Here is a 17907-nt window from a genome sequence, read left to right as displayed (position 1 = left end):
GAGCTGCTACATATATATGTGGCAGCTCCTGATTTTGTTTTATAATACTTGTTATATAATATTTTTTAAAGTATTATTTGTTATTCTTCTTTTCGTTCTCAAGCTTCTTCATAGCTCTTACCTTAAGTGAAAGACCAAAGAGGTTGATGAAACCATCAGCATCATGGTGGTCATAAAGGTCTCCAGTTGTGAATGAAGCGATAGATTCGTTATATAATGAATATGGAGATGTTGTACCAGCTTTGATAATGTTGCCCTTGTAAAGCTTGAACTTAACTTCACCAGTTACGTATTCCTGTGTCTTTTCGACAAATGCCTGAAGTGCTTCACGAAGAGGTGTTTCCCACTTTCCTTCGTATACAACCTGAGCGAACTTGTTAGCAACATTAATCTTCTCTGCTGTTGTATCCCTGTCAAGAACTAATTCTTCAAGCTGCTGATGTGCTTCGTAAAGAATAGTTCCACCAGGTGTTTCATATACACCACGTGACTTCATACCAACAACACGGTTCTCAACGATATCAATTATACCAATGCCGTGCTTGCCGCCAAGTCTGTTAAGTTCTCTGATGATATCAGAAACCTTCATCTTCTTGCCGTTAACAGATGTAGGAACACCCTTTTCAAATGTCATTGTTACATATTCGCCTTCATCTGGAGCTTCTTCTGGTGTGCATCCAAGAACAAGAAGGTGCTTATAGTTAGGCTCATTAGCTGGATCTTCAAGCTCAAGACCTTCGTGGCTTATATGCCAGATGTTACGGTCACGGCTGTAGCTTGAGTCAGGGCTGAATGGAAGGTGAATACCGTGCTGTCTGCAATATTCGATTTCATCTTCACGAGACTGTAATGTCCATCTTGAATCTCTCCAAGGAGCGATAATCTGGATATCTGGAGCTAAAGCCTTGATTGTAAGCTCAAATCTGATCTGGTCATTACCCTTACCTGTAGCACCATGGCAGATAGCAACAGCACCTTCTTTACGGGCAATTTCAACAAGTCTTTTGGCAATGATAGGTCTTGCCATTGATGTACCAAGTAAATATTTATTTTCATAAACTGCGTGAGCCTGTACACATGGAACGATGTAGTTATCGCAGAATTCATCTGTGATGTCTTCGATATATAACTTGGCAGCTCCACAAGATAAAGCTCTTTCTTCAAGTCCGTCTAATTCCTCTTCCTGACCGCAATCTGCACATACACAGATAACATCATAGTCGAAAGTTTCCTTTAACCAAGGAATGATTGCTGTAGTATCAAGACCACCTGAATAAGCAAGAACAACTTTCTCTTTCATTATTAATGTACCTCCATATAATTAAGTAATAGGTTTAATTATGTAATAAATATTATGTAGTAAATAATGCTATTACAAAGTGTAAAACTCTGCTGATTATAATAAACTACTTATTATGAAAATGCAATAGGTAAAAATGTATATTATGCAATTTTATGCAATAATATTGCATAAATATAAAAAATAATGAATAAACACTTTACATAGAAAAAAAAGTTGTTATAATGGAACTTGTCATTTTTATTGATGAATAATATATGTACACGAATGAATAAATAAACATTCAGATGGAGGACGTATGGTTAAGGTTGGAATTATCGGAGCTACCGGATATGCAGGTAACGAATTAGTAAGACTTCTTCTTGGACATAAGGATGTAGAGATTGTATGGCTTGGTTCACGAAGCTATATAGATCAGAAATATTCAGATGTATACAGAAATATGTTTAAACTTGTAGATGCCAGATGTATGGATGATAATATGGAACAGCTTGCAGATGAGGTTGATGTAATATTTACGGCAACACCACAGGGCTTATGTGCATCACTTGTTAACGATGAGATTTTATCAAAGGTAAAGATAATAGACCTTAGTGCAGACTTTAGATTAAAGAATGTAGATATATATGAGAAATGGTATAAGCTTGAACATAAGTCACCACAATATATTGATGAAGCAGTCTATGGTTTATGTGAGATTAACAGGGATAAAGTGAATAATAATACAAGAATTATTGCTAACCCAGGATGTTACACTACAACATCAATTCTTACATTATATCCACTTGTAAAAGAAGAAATTATTAATCCAGATACAATAATCATTGATGCTAAGAGCGGAACAAGCGGTGCAGGCAGGGGTGCAAAGGTTGCTAATCTTTTCTGTGAAGTTAATGAGAGTATGAAAGCATATGGTGTTGGTACACACAGGCACACACCAGAGATAGAAGAACAGCTTGGATATGCTTGTGGAAGAGATGATTTAAAGCTTATATTTACACCACATTTAGTTCCAATGAACAGAGGAATACTTGTGACAGCATATGCTAATCTTGCAAAGGATGTAACTTATGAAGATGTTAAGGCGGCATATGATAAATATTATGATAAGGAATATTTTGTAAGAGTTCTTCCTAAGGATGCATGCCCAGAGACAAGATGGGTTGAGGGAAGTAACTTTGTAGATATAGGATTTAAGATAGAGCCAAGAACTAACAGAATTATTGCTATGGGTGCATTAGATAACCTTGTTAAGGGTGCGGCTGGTCAGGCAGTACAGAATATGAATCTTTTATTCGGTTTTGAGGAGAATGAAGGACTTAAGATTGCACCTATGTTCCCATAGAATTATATAATACAGGCGGCACTATAAATATTTTATTCATATAAGATTAATAAGACGTGATTATTAATCTGGACAGGAGGAAGTTATGCAGATTATAGAAGGTGGAGTTACAGCGGCTAAAGGATTTAAGGCAGCTGGTATGGCGGCAGGAATTAAGTATAAGAATGGTAAGAAAGATATGGCAATGGTTGTTTCAGACAAGCCTTGCGTGACAGCAGGGACATTTACTCTTAACAGAGTATTTGCTGCTCCTGTTAAATGGGATAAGAATATTGTATATAATGAAGCTTTTGCACAGGCAATTGTAGTCAACAGTGGTGTTGCTAATGCCTGTACTGGTGTTGAGGGTGATGAAGCCTGTGCACTTGAAGCTAAGACAGCTGGAGAGGCACTTGGAATTCCAGCTGATGCAGTGCTTCTTGGTTCAACAGGTGTTATTGGAATGCAGCTTCCTATGGATAGAATGTGTGCAGGAATTAAGGCACTTCCGGAACTTCTTGATTATACTAAAGAGGCTGGAACACTTGCCGCAGAGGCAATTATGACAACTGATACTGTAAGCAAGCAGGTTGCCTGCACAGTAAATATTGCTGGCAAAGAAGTAACGGTAGGCGGTATGTGCAAGGGTGCCGGTATGATTCATCCTCATATGGCTACAATGCTCTGTTTTATTACAACTGATGCAGTTATAGAGAAGAAAGCACTTCAGAAGATGACAAGTGATATTGTTGAAGATTCATTTAATATGATATCTGTTGACGGAGATACATCAACTAATGATACAGTGCTTGTTCTTGCTAATGGCGAAGCAGGCAATGATACTATTAAGGAAGGCAGCAGTGATTATGATACATTTTATGAGGCATTATCTTATGTACTTACAGAGCTTTCTAAGAAAATAGCAGGAGATGGTGAAGGCTGTACATGTCTTTTTGAAGTTCAGGTTAAGGGAGCTTCAACTAAGGAACAGGCAAGAATTCTTGCCAAATCAATAGTGACTTCTAATCTTACAAAGGCGGCAATATTTGGACACGATGCTAACTGGGGAAGAATTCTTTGTGCTATGGGTTATTCAGGCGTTGATTTCGAGCCGGAGAAGGTTGATATATTCTTTGAAAGCAACGCAGGAAAGCTTCAGATAGTTAAAGATGGTACTGCAACAGATTACAGCGAAGAAAAGGCAACTGAAATTCTTTCACAAAATCCTGTAACCGCAATAGCAGATATTAAGCAGGGTAACAGTGAAGCTACAGCGTGGGGCTGTGACCTTACATTTGATTACATAAAGATTAATGCTGATTACAGATCATAATAGTTAAGAATAAAATGGCATTGTAATATTGTCAGGAATGAGGATAATAAATGAGTACAATTAATATGGAAGAAGAGTTAAAGAAGGCACAGGTGCTTGTTGAAGCACTCCCATATATACAGAAGTTCAACAGAAAGATTATAGTTGTAAAATATGGTGGAAGTGCAATGGTTGATGAAGAACTTAAAAGAAAAGTTATTCAGGACGTAGTATTATTAAAGGTTGTTGGATTTAAGCCAATTATTGTACACGGCGGCGGCAAGGAAATCAGCAAATGGGTTGAAAAGTCTGGAATGACACCGGAATTTAAGAATGGTTTAAGAGTTACAGACGAGCCAACTATGGAAATTGCTGAGATGGTTCTTAACAAGGTTAATAAAAGCCTTGTATCGCTTATAGAGGAACTTGGCGTAAAGGCGTGTGGTATAAGTGGTAAAGATGGCGGTATGCTAAAGGTGGAAAAGAAGTATTCAAAGGGTGAAGATATCGGATATGTAGGTGAAGTCAAGGAAGTTGATACAACACTTATACATTCTCTTCTTAAGGACGATTTTCTTCCAGTAATATGCCCTATAGGATATGATGACAATTTCCACGCTTACAATATTAATGCTGATGATGCAGCTTGTGCCATTGCAAGGGCAGTTAATGCAGAGAAGCTTGCATTCTTAACAGATATTGAAGGTGTATACAAGGATTATAATGATAAATCAAGCCTTATCTCAGAACTTTCAACAACTGAGGCAAGGCAATTATTAGCAGGTGGTACAATAGGTGGTGGTATGTTACCTAAGCTTAATAACTGTATTGATGCGATTGAACACGGTGTTTCAAGAGTGCATATACTTGACGGTCGTATTCCACACTGCCTCCTTCTTGAAATATTTACTAACAAGGGTGTTGGTACAGCTATATTATCAGAAGGTGCTGAGAAATTCTTCGATACTAATATATAATAACAGGAGTAGTTATGCAGACAGAACAGATTATTAAAACAGCAGAAGAAAAGTTAATACATACATATAACAGATACCAGATTGTACTTGATAAAGGTGATGGTGTAAGATTATATGATACAGACGGAAAAGAATATCTTGATTTTGGTGCAGGTATTGCGGTATTTGCATTAGGTTATAATAACAAGGAATATAATGATGCGTTAAAGGCACAGATTGACAAGCTTATACATACATCTAATTATTTCTATAATGAGCCAGCGGTAAATGCTGCTAAAGCACTTACAAAGGCTTCTGGAATGGACAGGGTATTCTTTACTAACAGTGGTACAGAATCAATAGAGGGTGCTATAAAGCTTGCAAAGAAATACGCTTATTTAAAGACAGAAAGAACAGATTCAGAGATTATAGCAATGCATCATTCCTTCCATGGCAGAAGTATGGGAGCATTAGCTGTAACAGGCAATAAGCATTATCAGGAAGCGTTCGGACCTATGATTCCGGGAATTAAATTTGCTAATTATAATGACCTTGAAAGTGTTAAACAGTTGGTAAATGATAAAACTTGTGCTATTATATTTGAAACAGTACAGGGTGAGGGAGGAATATATCCTGCAACTAACGAATTCATCAAGGGTGTAAGACAGCTTTGCGATGAAAAGGGTATTCTTCTTATACTTGATGAAATACAGTGTGGAATGGGAAGAACAGGTACAATGTTTGCATTCCAGCAGTATGGAGTTGAGCCTGATATTCTTACTGTTGCCAAGGCACTTGGCTGTGGTGTTCCAGTAGGTGCATTTCTTGCCAAGGAAGAAGTTGCCAAGGCACTTGTACCAGGAGATCACGGTACAACTTATGGCGGTAATCCACTTGCGTGTGCAGCAGCAACAAAAGTATTTGAATTATTTGAGAAACAGCATATATTGGATAATGTCAAGGAAGTATCAGCATATCTTGAAGAAAAGCTTGATGAACTTGTAGCAGAATATGATTTTATAATTGAGAGGAGAGGACTTGGACTTATGCAGGGACTTGAACTTTCAATCAATCCTAAAGATGTTATTGCTAATGCATTAGACAATGGACTTATACTGTTCTCAGCCGGAACTAATGTTATCAGAATGGTGCCACCTCTTGTTATAACTAAGGCGGACGTAGATGAAATGATAACAAAGTTAAAGAAATCATTTTAATAAAGGTTGGATGAATAATGAAAGTAATTAAGAAGCTTGTGTCAGTTCTTATGGCAGGTGTTCTTACTTTATCTGTGATGGCATGTTCAGGTACAGATAAGAATAAGACAGCAAGGGAACTTGATATAGAGACTCCTGTAACAGTTAATGTCTGGTATGATAATAAGGACTATGACAGCTATCTTGAAAATGTAGCGAAAGAATTTAAAGAGGCTAACAATCTGGTTACTGTCAATCCGGTATATGTTGAGTCATCAGATTTTGTTGATACAATTTACAATGAAACTGTAAGAAATGATAATGTGCCAGATGTGTATCTTATGTCATCAGAGAATTGCAATAAGGCATATCTTTTAGGTCTTATGCTTGAAAATGATTCTTACAAGGATGTATACAATGATAAAGTATATGGACAGGCTGCCCTTATAGCAAGCTCATATAATGAAAAGTTATATGGCTATCCGGTTACATTTAATATGCCGGTTATGGTGTATAACAGTAAGCTTGCAGGTGCAGTTGATACATTTGATGAGATAAAAGAATATAATGATAACTACGAAGTTACAGAAGATAATAAAAGTGTTCAGAGGATATTTAACTTTGATGCATCATCAATGTTTCTTAATTATACATTTACAGGAAGATACGTTAATATAGGCGGCAATAATGCTGAGGATTCAGGAGCATTTGCAATAGATGAGGTGCATTTTAAAAAGGCTTTAACTGAATATGTGAAGTTAAAGGACACTTATGCGATTGATAGATATAATTCATCATTGCAGTCGTGTGTATCACAGTTTGCAGAGGGAAAGCTTATATATACAATAGTTGATGCCGACAGCCTTTCAACAATTGATGCTTCAGGTGTTGAATATGGAATAATTCCAGTTCCAAAGCTTGCAGATGATTTAGAGTCAAAGGCAATGTCAGTTACTACGATGGCGATAGTAAATCCATACACATCAAATATTGCGGTATCCAAGGCAGTAGCAAGGGCAATATCATATGACTATGCAGAGGATTTGGAAAGTCTTAGTGGGCATATGAGTGCAAGGGCAGACATAAGCTATAAATCAAAGACCCAGCAGAGCAATTACAATACACTGCACACAATATATGCTAACAGCATCGTAAAAGCCAAATATGTAGGAGTAGGCAACATATATACAAAATATGAGATTATGCTTCACCAGTTATGGGACGGAGTGGATTTTAACAGTGCATATAATGAGTTTTACAAAGAAATCTCCAATTATATGACACTATCAAGGCTTAATAATTAAATATGGAATAATACATTAGTGTGGATAAAAATGTAATTTACTCCAATATTAGTGAATAAAATCCTGCTATCAGTAAATACTTTATTAACAATAGAGATTGTTAAAGGAGGTTGTCTGATGGCAGGATTTATTGTTGCAATAATCTCAGGTGCGTTAATGAGCCTGCAAGGTGTACTTAATACGAATGTTACAAAAGCGAGCAGTATATGGGTGGCGGCAGGCTTCGTGCAGTTTACAGCACTTGCAACCTGCATTATAATGTGGCTGTTTAACGGAAGACCTGAGATTAGTGGAATATTTCAGGTAGAGAATAAAATATCATTATTAGGCGGTGTGATAGGAGCATTCATAACCTTCACCGTAGTAAAAAGTGTATCCGACCTAGGTGTAGCCAAAGCCGAAGTCACAATAGTAGTAGCACAGGTAATAGTAGCCTATATAATAGAACTTATGGGCTTATTTGGAAGCAAAAAAGCCGACTTCTCGTGGCTCAAACTCTTAGCCCTGATAATAGCAATGGGCGGAGTATTTATGTTCTACAATACAGGGAAGAATTAGATGGAGAAGGAGATTAAGGTTGTATTGAAGTGAAAAGGTAGCTGTAGTAAGTGATGTTGGGAAAGAATTAAAGTTGTAAAACTGACGGTGAGGGGATATAATGTGCGTAAGCTACAAGCCGTGCCAGACAGAAATTTTCAAAGCTGCTGTGCTTGCACAAAGCTGCTTTTAAAATTTCTGTCTGATAGGGCGATAGCCCGACAGTCCAAGAAAGCCAGAGCTTTCTTGGACCTGCACGGCGAAAACAGTGGAAAATAATTCAAAGCTGCTGTGCTTGCACAAAGCTGCTTTTAAAATTTCTGTCTGATAGGGCGACAGCCCGACAGTCCAAGAAAGCCAGAGCTTTCTTGGACCTGCACGGCGAAACCAGTGGGAAATCAACTAAAGGCGATGTGCAAAGCACGAGCCAGCAAAAACAAATCATAAGCAGGCTAAGGAAAGCGAAGTGCCAAAGCACGAGCCAAAAGTAAAGGCAATCTGCGGCAGTACATAATAAGCCAAGGCAAAGTAGAAGCGAAGTGCGAAGCACAAGCGCAATCTATGCCACCACTGCATTTCCCACCCCACCCCAAATAAAAGAGAGGACCTCAACCAATGACCAATTTATTCAAAATAACAGGCACAGTAACCCTGAAAAAAGGCGCCGGCCGTCAATTAAAATCCGGCGGTATGTGGGTATACGACAACGAAATAGACACATTTTCCGAAAACGTAGAAGACGGAGGCCTTATCGAACTCCACGATTTCGATGATTACTTTATGGGAATAGGCTTCGTAAACCGCCGTTCCAAAATAACAGTAAGAATGTTATCAAGACGCGAGGGAGAGATTAACGAAGAATTTATCAAACAGCGTGTAAAAGATGCTGTTTCCTACAGAATGGATACTGTCGATACATCTTCCTGCCGGCTTATATTCGGAGAGGCAGATTTTCTTCCGGGTATAGTAATAGACAAGTTCTCAGATGTTCTTGTAGTAGAGTCACTTGCACTTGGAATTGACAGATTTAAACAGCTTATTGTCGATGACCTGAAAGAAATACTTAAAGAATATGGCATGCCAATAAGAGGCGTATATGAAAGAAGCGATGCCAAAGTAAGACAGCTTGAAGGAATGGAAAGAGTTAAAGGCTTTATCGGTGAAGAATTCGATACCAAAGTTATGATAACTGAAAATGGTGTTAAATATTATGTAGATGTTAAGGACGGTCAGAAGACAGGCTTTTTCCTTGACCAGAAATATAACAGGAGAGCTATCGGCGGCTTATGCAAGGGTGCGAAGGTTCTTGACTGCTTTACACATACAGGTTCATTTGCACTTAATGCAGGAATATCTGGAGCTGCAAGCGTTCTTGGAGTAGATGCATCTGAACTTGCTGTTAATCAGGCGACAGAAAATGCCAAGCTTAACGGACTTGAGGATATTGTCCGATTCAAATGTGCAGATGTGTTTGACCTGCTTCCACAGCTTGAAAAGAGTGGCGAGAAGTTTGATGTTGTGATTCTTGATCCACCAGCATTTACCAAGTCAAGAAATTCCATTAAAAATGCAGTTAAGGGATACAGAGAGATTAATCTTAGGGGGATGAAGCTTGTCAAAGACGGCGGATACCTTGCAACCTGCTCTTGTTCACATTTTATGGATCCGGAATTGTTCACTAAGACAATTGGCGAAGCGGCAAGAAATGTACATAAAAGACTAAGACAGATAGAATACAGGACCCAGTCACCTGACCACCCAATTCTGTGGTCAGCCGATGAGTCCTTATACCTTAAATTCTATATTTTTCAGGTTGTTGACGAAAAGTAAGGCTTCTTTCGTAAAGGGCATCTTTTATTTCGTAAGGAACAAAAAGATGTCCAAGACCTGTTCCTAACTGTATGTTAGGTTTGTTAGCACCGTGGTAATCAGAGCCGCCGGATAAGAGAAGATTACGCTCTTTGGCAATTTTGCGGATTTCCCTTTCATCGGCGGGTTTATAAGTTGAATAAATAGCTTCGATTCCATCAATTGAGGCACTGCATACATGGTTAATAAGCTCATTCATCTGCGTTTTGCCAAGATGATAAAGAATTGGGTGTGCAAGCACAGCAACGCCGCCAGCCTGATGAATAATGTTTACAGCCTCAGAAGGGTCAACCTTATGCCTGTTCACAAAGCAGGGCTTTCCGGGACTTAGGTATCTGTCAAAGGCTTCGTTACGGTCGCCGGTGTAATTGTTCTTAACGAGATAGTCAGCAAAATGTGCTCTTGTTATAACAGCATCAGGGTATAATTTTAACATTTGTTCATATGTAATATTAATACCGATTGAACAGAAGCGTTCACATATTGCAATATTACGGTTGATGCGTGACTCGCGCTGTGTTTTAAGATAATCATTGATGGCATTGTTAGTGTAATCAATAAAAAGTCCTACGATATGGACTTCGGTATTATTAAAATTAGTGCTTAATTCAACACCGGGTATTAATTCCACCTCTGAATTACCAGCGGCTTTAAGGGCATCTGGTATTCCGTCAAGAGTATCGTGGTCGGTAAGGGCAATGGCACTAAGATTTTTAGAAGAAGCAATTGCTATAAGCTCTGAAGGAGTATTAGTTCCGTCAGAATATGTTGAGTGTACGTGCAAATCTACCTGTTTCATATTATAACCTCATTTCTGCGCACGATTTCTAAGCAGATAATAGAATTGTATTAAGTACGCAAGTAGATTATAACACTTTAAAAAAGTACGCAAAATCCTTAATCTTAATAAAATAATAAATTAACGAAAAAGTTTAATTTTATATAAAAGCAACAGGAGGAGTGATTATGCAAAGAGAATTAGTTATTGGTGGTTTTTACAGACATTTTAAGAATAAGCTGTATCAGGTAAGAGGCGTTGCGATACACTCAGAGACTAAGGAGAAAATGGTTGTGTATCAGGGGCTATACGGCTCATATGAGTTATATGTAAGACCATATGATATGTTTTTGAGCGAAGTTGACCATAATAAATATCCTGATGTAGAGCAGAAATACAGATTTGAACTTATAGATATTAATACAGGAAAAGCACTTGAGAAATCCGATGATACATCTGCTTATAATAAATCGATAGACAATGTTAATATGGTTTCAGCGGATAATACATATACAGTAGATAAGTCTGCCTGCGACATAGCAGGAAATAGATATACAGAGAATAAATCTGTTGATTATAAGACAGAAAATGTCTCATCTGATAATGGGAATATTGCTGACACCTACAATTCAGATGAGAATACTGTACAGGACAGCAAGCTGATAAGATTTCTTGATGCATATGATTATAAAGAGAAGCTTGATATATTAACTTCTATGAGAAGTGAATTAAATGACGGGCTTATTGATATTATGGCGGAGTCCATTGAAGTTGCTGTGCCAGAGGGCGACATTACTGATAGATATAATTCACTTAGAAAATGTCTTCTTGCACATACCAAATATGAAGGATTAAGACTGCGTCAGTAGTGATAATTGTCAGAAAATTAACATAATATATGCGATAAAATGGATAATATTACAGAATTTTGTGAATTCACATAAAATGTGTATAAGTATGTTGATATTGTGGAAAAGTATGTGACTAATTACGATATTGATTGCATATGTTGTTAATAAATGTTATATTCTATAAGGTATGCACAGGAGAACTATACAATAAGAGATTGTGTGTGGAAAAGAGGATTAATAATGAATATAGTTGTATTAGCAGGTGGTACAAGCACTGAAAGAGATATATCAATTCTTACAAGTACCAAAGTGTGTGAGTCTTTAAGAAGAAATGGATACAATGCTAACATTGTGGATGTTTTTTTCGGTATAGATAGTGAAAATGTTGATAACTTTTTTAATAATGACAATGATTTGGAAAAGCTTTGCAAATATTTAAAGAACCAGACTCCTGATGTTGAGAAGGAACTTGAAGCAAGAAAAGCTTTGGGAAAAGGTTTCTTTGGAGATAATGTTCTTGAACTCTGCCAGAAAGCAGACATAGTATTTATGGGGCTTCACGGAAGCAATGGTGAGGACGGAAAGATACAGGCAGCATTTGAACTTATGGGAATTAAGTACACAGGAACTGATTATATAAGCAGTGCCATATCAATGAGCAAGGAGCTTACTAAAAAGGTTCTTGTTCCAGAGGGTATTCCAATGCCTAAGGGCATAGCACTCCACAAGGGACATAAGGTAGAATATGTTCCATTTCCTTGTGTGGTTAAGCCTTGTTGTGGTGGTTCAAGTGTAGGAGTATCTATTGTTAATAGCGAAGAAGAATTCAAGAGAGCCTTAACAGATGCATTCTCATATGAAGATAATATACTTGTAGAAGAATTCATTAAGGGAAGAGAATTCTCTGTAGGTGTACTTAATGGAAAGGCACTTCCAGTTATAGAGATAGAACCGCTTGACGGATTTTATGATTATAAGAATAAATATAAGGCAGGAGCAACTAAGGAGACTTGTCCAGCTAATCTTCCTAAGGAAATATCAGAGAAAATGCAAAGATGGGCAGAGAAAGCCTGTGAGACAGCTGGAGTTACTACATATGCAAGAGTAGATGAACTTCTTAATGAAGACGGAGATATATACTGCCTTGAAATTAATACACTTCCGGGAATGACAGGAACAAGCTTACTTCCACAGGAAGCTGCGGCTGTAGGAATGTCATATGATGAACTTACTAAGAAGATTATAGAAATATCTTTAGAAAAGTATAATTAATATTGAATGGAGATTATTATTTATGCGTGGAATGACATTAAGAGCTATAGCAGAAGCCTGCAATGGCGTATATTATGGCAGTGAAGATAACCTTGATAAAGAAGTGACAGACATAACAACTGACAGCCGTAAAGTGCAGAATGGCGGATTGTTTGTTGCCATATGTGGCGAGAGAACTGACGGACACCAATACATAGACAACTGCTTTAATGATGGAGCGTTGTGTGTTATATCAGAAAAAGAACTTGAAGGACAGACTAATTCTTATATAAAGGTTAAATCAAGTCTTCAGGCGTTAAAGGATATGGCACTTTTATACCGTAATAATCTTGATATCAAGGTTGTAGGTATAACAGGAAGTGTAGGTAAAACAAGCACTAAAGAAACAATCAGTTATGTGCTTAACAAGAAGTATAAAGTGTTAAAGACAGAAGGTAATTTCAATAATGAAATAGGACTTCCTCTTACAGTATTCCGCTTAAGAGATGATGATGAAGTTGCTGTTCTTGAAATGGGAATAAGTGATTTCGGAGAAATGGACAGATTATCAAAAATTGCTCAGCCAGATATAAGCGTAATAACTAATATAGGTCTGTGTCATCTTGAAAATCTTAAGACAAGAGATGGAATATTAAAGGCGAAGACAGAGATTTTCAATAATATGAAGCCTGACGGAATAGCGATACTTAACGGCGATGATGATAAGCTTATCACTGTAGATGAGGTTAATGGAAAGAAGCCTGAAAGATTTGGAATTAACTATAAAGACGGTGTGTATGCCAAGGATATAGAAAATCTTGGGCTTAGTGGAACTAAATTTGTAATATCAGGTCTTAATTGTGTAGATGGCTGTAAGGATTTTGAGGTTACTGTGCCGGTTCCTGGACATCATATGATATACAATGCACTTGCAGCAGCCTGTGTTGGTGCGGCATTAGAGCTTACTTCTGCACAGATAGCAGACGGAATAGCTGATTTAAAGACTATTTCAGGCAGAAATAACATTATCAAAACAAGTAAATATACATTAATAGATGACTGTTATAATGCTAATCCTGTATCTATGAAGGCTTCTGTTGATGTGCTTGATATGGCTATTGGCAGAAAAGTATGTATACTTGGCAATATGTATGAGCTTGGAGAAAATGAGAAAAATCTCCACTATGATGTTGGACAGTATATAGGTACTAAGAATATAGATGTTCTTATTACTATTGGTGATCTGGCAAGACATATCGCTATGGGAACAGACGATTATATGGAAACACATTTTGGTTCATATGATTGTGAGATACACAGCTTTGATGATATGGAAGAATTCAATATGGCATATTCGTCAATCCTTAAGGATAATGATAATATATTGATAAAGGCATCGCACGCAATGAAATTTGCTGATATTGTGGAGCTTTTAAGCAAGGATAATTAGATTAAGATTAAGCGTTTTGCAAATGCTTAAATATATACAGAAAGAAGAAAGGAGGCGTCTATGAAAAAGACTAAGAGTTTAATAATAAGTGCTATGATTATGGTATTCGCTTTGGCATTTACAGCTTGCGGAAGTAAGTCATCAAGTGTAGAGGGAAGCTGGAGTGGTAATGATAACGGATATGATGTTGTATTTAATTTCGAGGCAGATGGTCAGGGAACTATGCAGTTAAGCGGAATTCAACTTAATATTACATATTCCGTTGATGGAGACAAAATAACTATCAACAAGTCAGTTCTTGGTGGAACACAGACAGACGAGTATACATTTAAGATTTCTAACAAGTCAAAGACACTTACATTATCTAATGATTCAGGTGAAATTGAACTTAAAAAAGGTGAATAACCAGATGCTAATAATCTAAAGAATGATTTATTATCCCTTCGGGCAGATATTGCCTGAAGGGATTTTTAGTGTAATATGAAAATCTGATAAAGATCCCTGTTACAAAAAAGTATTATGTAATGATAACGTGTAATCGCTCTAATATGTAGTTTACGATATGTAGTTTACGATATGTAGTTTTCTGCAAGTGAATGTGCTATATATAAATAAAATGAAAGTTATATAAAATAAAAATATTTTTAAAATAATACTTTACAAATATATAATATAGTGATATAGTATCAATATGAAAAACGCGTTTTTAATATAATCTTAACTTACATCAGGAAGTACATAAGATTTCTAGATAACACATATAAGTGTTATTCATTACCTGTCATATACAGGAGTTTCCCGTTAATTTAAAGTTTAATTGATTATAGAATATCAGGATTTAGGATTATTATAATCTGATATATTATAATCAATAGATATATTTATAGGAGGATATATATTTGCACGATATAATAGAACATTATGGAAAAGTTGTTGTTGCACTTGCTGGTGTGCTTGCAGCCTTACTTTTAACAGCGGCGGTTGTGACAATAGTAAGTGGAAAGACAACAGGAGCGATAGAAGATATTGAGTATGAGTCACAGATATATGAAGCTATGAAATAATTAAGAAGGTGTGCAGTAAATGGGGTGGAATATGGATAAAGAAGATTTAAAAGACATTATTGAAAAGAATAAAGATGAATTATTCAGTGAGATAGCACAGGAAATAAATAATGATAATGTGACGGATATAGAATGGGATGGTTATAATCTTTGGATAACTGAGCTTGGCATTGGAAGTTATATTTCAGGCAAGGAATTAAGTGACAGATATGTGGAAAATGTATCAATAAAGCTTGCCAATATAATGGGTGTTTCATTTAACAGAAGCAGACCTATTCTTGAGGCCAATACAGAGAAGCTTAGAATTTCTATATGGCACGAATCAAGGTGTCACAAGAAAAGTATGTCTATAAGAAAGATACCAGAATATCTGAGATTTTCGCATAAGGATTTAGTTGAGTCAGATTATGCCCCTGAAAGCATTATTAATCTTTTGGAGAATAGTGTTACTGCACACCTTAGCATAGTTGTGGGAGGACAGCCACACGCAGGAAAGACAGAGCTTGTAAAGTATCTGTCAACGAAAATTCCGCATAATGAGAAGGCAGGAGTATATGAGGATAATCAGGAGATACATTATAGAAAGATTAATCCTAATAAAAAATGTGTTGAATTTTTTGTGGATGACAAGGTTACATACCAGGATATCATAAAGGCTGGGTTAAGACATAATATAGATTGGATTTTGCTGTCAGAGTCAAGAGGACCAGAAGTTGCACATCTGCTTAACAGTTTGTCTACAGGTTCATATTGTATGACAACTATGCATCTGGATGAGGTAAGGGATATGCCTGACAGAATGTACAATATGCTTGGCAACAGCAGTGTCAATGAAAGATTTATCAATAGTGTATACAAATATATAGACCTTGTTGTGCTTGTGGAATGTGACAAGCACGAGAAAAGGAGGATTAAGCAGATAGGTTTTCTTTCAAGGTGCAATTCTGTTAATCACTGCTGTGTAATATACGAAGACGGCACATTTACAGACGAAACTGTCCCGGAAGATATTCTTGATAAATTTAATAGGAGAGGCATAAAGAACATATATGAAAAGATTAATTAGATATTTTTCGGGGCGTTCAGTAATTAAAGATATATCAGCATATGGATATGATTTCTCAATGAAGAAATATATTTTAGCAATAACAACAGGACTTCTTGTGATATTCGGAATAAGTATGATATATGGCCTTAAGCCTGTATGTGTAATAATTACTGGTCTTGTGTCCATAAGCGTTATTCCGGGTATTATAAGAAAAAGGTACTACAATAATAACAGGCTTAAAAAGTTTATGGACGTTGATATATATCTCCATCAGATGGCGTATTCATTTATGAGAAATCCTAAGATATACACAGCTTTAGAAGATACAGGCAAGATAGCAGGCGGCACTCTTGGCAGGGTGATAGAGCAGGCTATGGACGAGCTTGAATATGGTATGGGAGAAGATGTATATGCTAATGCACTTTATATCATAGAGAAAGAGTATAATTGCAGCCGTATAAGGACACTTCATAAGTTTATTATTGGAATTGAAAAGAGAGGTGGAAGGTATAAGAATGCACTTAGAGTGCTTCTTGATGACTCTGACAGGTGGATTAAAGGAATATACAGGCAGGAGCTTGAAATCAAGAATGTAAAAAGGGATACAACCATAGGAGTTATTATAAGCATAGTGCTTTCAGGTCTTACAATATTTATGAGTGCCATGCTTAACCGATATAAAAGCGGACAGGGAAACATAGTTGATGACTGGCTGTATCAGGGGACAGCAGTGATATTCCTTGTGTTATGTATATTATTCTATGCTTTCACGAATAAACATTACGGATATGAAATTCTTAATGATAAAGATATTGATACTAACAGCAGGAAATATTATAAGCTTGTGTTTAAAACCAATGTATGGAATATAATTGAGAAGATAATTCCAGTTATAACAGTGCTTGGAATATTGGCAGGCCTGGCGTTTATTAATGGTTTTTATTTTATATTTGTATATCTTGTTATGGCAATGGCTGTAATGGTTATTTATCCGTTGATTAATAAAAAGTCTGCAATGAAAAAGCTTACTAACAATTTAAGACAGGCATTTTCTGACTGGTTAAGAAATGTTGCACTTAATCTTGAGAATATGCCATTGATTGCGGCAATTGAAGATACTTACGATGAAAGTCCGTATATAATTAAGAATTCACTTGATACTTTTATAAGGGACATAGAGGCAGACCCATCAGATATTAAGCCATATTATGAATTTCTGTCGGAGTATGGACAGACAGATATAATGTCGACAGTAAGAACATTATATTCAGTATCGGAATTGCCAGACAATCAGGTAGATGAAACTATTAATTCTTTAATACAGAGAAATAACGAGCTTATAAACAAGCAGTCAGAGATTGCTTATAAGGACAGGATAAGTTTATTTAAATTTATGGAATACATACCTGTATTTCTTATGGCATTGAAAATGTCTGTTGATATGATGCTTGTTATAACACTGTATTTGTAATGTGTAATATTAATATTGTTAAAGATTGTGTCTGTCTATACGTTAATAAGGTGGAAGAGAATATCATTAGTGACGAGTAGGTAAAGATTTGCTGCTGGTAATATTAAAGGTGGAGAAAGGCTTGGCATGGACTTTATATTAGAAAAATTAGGTGAGACGTGCATTGCTATAGTATTTATATTATCAATGATAAATA

At 36.4% G+C, this 17907-nt stretch carries 16 protein-coding genes; 14 read left to right on the top strand and 2 right to left on the bottom strand.

From position 1 onward, the window contains the following. Nucleotides 1-73: 73 nt before the first annotated feature. On the bottom strand, nucleotides 74-1300 hold the full coding sequence (locus tag C7390_RS07240) for an argininosuccinate synthase (protein ID WP_022502244.1): 1227 nt from the start codon (nucleotides 1298-1300) through the stop codon (nucleotides 74-76). Between the two features lie 298 nt (nucleotides 1301-1598). Here C7390_RS07240 and argC point away from each other — a divergent pair, with 298 nt between their 5' ends. The 7 genes from argC (at nucleotide 1599) to C7390_RS07205 (ending at nucleotide 9759) form a co-directional block, all read left to right on the top strand. Next, nucleotides 1599-2645 (top strand): N-acetyl-gamma-glutamyl-phosphate reductase, encoded by a 1047-nt coding sequence (gene argC, locus C7390_RS07235; protein WP_116443864.1) that lies wholly within the window; start codon nucleotides 1599-1601, stop codon nucleotides 2643-2645. Nucleotides 2646-2730: 85 nt separating this feature from the next. Then, entirely contained in the window at nucleotides 2731-3957 is a 1227-nt protein-coding gene (gene argJ / locus C7390_RS07230) for a bifunctional glutamate N-acetyltransferase/amino-acid acetyltransferase ArgJ (protein WP_116443863.1), read from the top strand. Nucleotides 3958-4007: 50 nt separating this feature from the next. Continuing rightward, entirely contained in the window at nucleotides 4008-4913 is a 906-nt protein-coding gene (argB, locus tag C7390_RS07225; RefSeq protein WP_116443862.1) for an acetylglutamate kinase, read from the top strand. A 14-nt stretch (nucleotides 4914-4927) separates the two neighbouring features. Then, on the top strand, nucleotides 4928-6109 hold the full coding sequence (locus tag C7390_RS07220; RefSeq protein ID WP_116443861.1) for an aspartate aminotransferase family protein: 1182 nt from the start codon (nucleotides 4928-4930) through the stop codon (nucleotides 6107-6109). A 17-nt stretch (nucleotides 6110-6126) separates the two neighbouring features. Next, nucleotides 6127-7392: a sugar ABC transporter substrate-binding protein gene (locus C7390_RS07215; RefSeq protein ID WP_055306701.1), complete on the top strand. Its 1266-nt coding sequence runs from the start codon at nucleotides 6127-6129 to the stop codon at nucleotides 7390-7392. 117 nt (nucleotides 7393-7509) lie between these two features. Then, entirely contained in the window at nucleotides 7510-7950 is a 441-nt protein-coding gene (locus tag C7390_RS07210; RefSeq protein ID WP_090140111.1) for a DMT family transporter, read from the top strand. Nucleotides 7951-8544: 594 nt separating this feature from the next. Then, nucleotides 8545-9759: a class I SAM-dependent rRNA methyltransferase gene (locus tag C7390_RS07205; RefSeq protein ID WP_116443860.1), complete on the top strand. Its 1215-nt coding sequence runs from the start codon at nucleotides 8545-8547 to the stop codon at nucleotides 9757-9759. Here the strand turns inward: C7390_RS07205 and C7390_RS07200 are convergent. After that, a complete protein-coding gene (locus C7390_RS07200; protein WP_116443859.1) occupies nucleotides 9722-10597 on the bottom strand; it encodes a PHP domain-containing protein in 876 nt (291 codons plus the stop codon). The genes C7390_RS07205 and C7390_RS07200 overlap by 38 nt on opposite strands. Before the next feature lie 167 nt (nucleotides 10598-10764). Here C7390_RS07200 and C7390_RS07195 point away from each other — a divergent pair, with 167 nt between their 5' ends. The 7 genes from C7390_RS07195 to C7390_RS07170 all read left to right on the top strand — a co-directional run bounded on the left by C7390_RS07195 (nucleotide 10765) and on the right by C7390_RS07170 (nucleotide 17711). After that, nucleotides 10765-11445: a DUF1653 domain-containing protein gene (locus C7390_RS07195; protein WP_116443858.1), complete on the top strand. Its 681-nt coding sequence runs from the start codon at nucleotides 10765-10767 to the stop codon at nucleotides 11443-11445. A 222-nt stretch (nucleotides 11446-11667) separates the two neighbouring features. Beyond that, entirely contained in the window at nucleotides 11668-12699 is a 1032-nt protein-coding gene (locus tag C7390_RS07190) for a D-alanine--D-alanine ligase family protein (RefSeq protein ID WP_055306698.1), read from the top strand. Nucleotides 12700-12721: 22 nt separating this feature from the next. Further along, nucleotides 12722-14128 carry a UDP-N-acetylmuramoyl-tripeptide--D-alanyl-D-alanine ligase gene (locus tag C7390_RS07185; RefSeq protein WP_116443857.1) on the top strand — a complete coding sequence of 469 codons (1407 nt, stop codon included), beginning with the start codon at nucleotides 12722-12724 and terminating at the stop codon, nucleotides 14126-14128. Between the two features lie 60 nt (nucleotides 14129-14188). Next, the gene (locus tag C7390_RS07180; protein WP_022502232.1) at nucleotides 14189-14533 is read left to right on the top strand and encodes a DUF5640 domain-containing protein; all 345 of its coding nucleotides are present in this window, start codon (nucleotides 14189-14191) and stop codon (nucleotides 14531-14533) included. Between the two features lie 494 nt (nucleotides 14534-15027). Then, nucleotides 15028-15192, top strand: a complete 165-nt coding sequence (locus C7390_RS13655) for a hypothetical protein (RefSeq protein WP_022501159.1) — start codon at nucleotides 15028-15030, stop codon at nucleotides 15190-15192. A 31-nt stretch (nucleotides 15193-15223) separates the two neighbouring features. Further along, nucleotides 15224-16258: an ATPase, T2SS/T4P/T4SS family gene (locus C7390_RS07175; protein WP_172678520.1), complete on the top strand. Its 1035-nt coding sequence runs from the start codon at nucleotides 15224-15226 to the stop codon at nucleotides 16256-16258. Beyond that, on the top strand, nucleotides 16242-17711 hold the full coding sequence (locus C7390_RS07170) for a hypothetical protein (protein ID WP_055306695.1): 1470 nt from the start codon (nucleotides 16242-16244) through the stop codon (nucleotides 17709-17711). The genes C7390_RS07175 and C7390_RS07170 overlap by 17 nt, the downstream gene beginning before the upstream one ends. Nucleotides 17712-17907: the final 196 nt, after the last annotated feature.

It is taken from the genome of Bacteroides galacturonicus (assembly GCF_003096855.1).
GTDB lineage: Bacteria > Bacillota > Clostridia > Lachnospirales > Lachnospiraceae > Lachnospira > Lachnospira rogosae.
This window is presented reverse-complemented; position numbering and strand designations above follow the sequence as displayed.

Bases quoted from the DNA above. Each gene is read 5' to 3' on its own strand.
- C7390_RS07190 (WP_055306698.1), top strand. From the start codon at position 11,668: ATGAATATAGTTGTATTAGCAGGTGGTACAAGCACTGAAAGAGATATA.
- C7390_RS07195 (WP_116443858.1), top strand. From the start codon at position 10,765: ATGCAAAGAGAATTAGTTATTGGTGGTTTTTACAGACATTTTAAGAAT.
- C7390_RS07210 (WP_090140111.1), top strand. From the start codon at position 7,510: ATGGCAGGATTTATTGTTGCAATAATCTCAGGTGCGTTAATGAGCCTG.
- C7390_RS07205 (WP_116443860.1), top strand. From the start codon at position 8,545: ATGACCAATTTATTCAAAATAACAGGCACAGTAACCCTGAAAAAAGGC.
- argJ (WP_116443863.1), top strand. From the start codon at position 2,731: ATGCAGATTATAGAAGGTGGAGTTACAGCGGCTAAAGGATTTAAGGCA.
- C7390_RS07220 (WP_116443861.1), top strand. From the start codon at position 4,928: ATGCAGACAGAACAGATTATTAAAACAGCAGAAGAAAAGTTAATACAT.
- argC (WP_116443864.1), top strand. From the start codon at position 1,599: ATGGTTAAGGTTGGAATTATCGGAGCTACCGGATATGCAGGTAACGAA.
- argB (WP_116443862.1), top strand. From the start codon at position 4,008: ATGAGTACAATTAATATGGAAGAAGAGTTAAAGAAGGCACAGGTGCTT.
- C7390_RS07180 (WP_022502232.1), top strand. From the start codon at position 14,189: ATGAAAAAGACTAAGAGTTTAATAATAAGTGCTATGATTATGGTATTC.
- C7390_RS07170 (WP_055306695.1), top strand. From the start codon at position 16,242: ATGAAAAGATTAATTAGATATTTTTCGGGGCGTTCAGTAATTAAAGAT.
- C7390_RS07185 (WP_116443857.1), top strand. From the start codon at position 12,722: ATGCGTGGAATGACATTAAGAGCTATAGCAGAAGCCTGCAATGGCGTA.
- C7390_RS07215 (WP_055306701.1), top strand. From the start codon at position 6,127: ATGAAAGTAATTAAGAAGCTTGTGTCAGTTCTTATGGCAGGTGTTCTT.
- C7390_RS07175 (WP_172678520.1), top strand. From the start codon at position 15,224: ATGGATAAAGAAGATTTAAAAGACATTATTGAAAAGAATAAAGATGAA.
- C7390_RS07240 (WP_022502244.1), bottom strand. From the start codon at position 1,300: ATGAAAGAGAAAGTTGTTCTTGCTTATTCAGGTGGTCTTGATACTACA.
- C7390_RS07200 (WP_116443859.1), bottom strand. From the start codon at position 10,597: ATGAAACAGGTAGATTTGCACGTACACTCAACATATTCTGACGGAACT.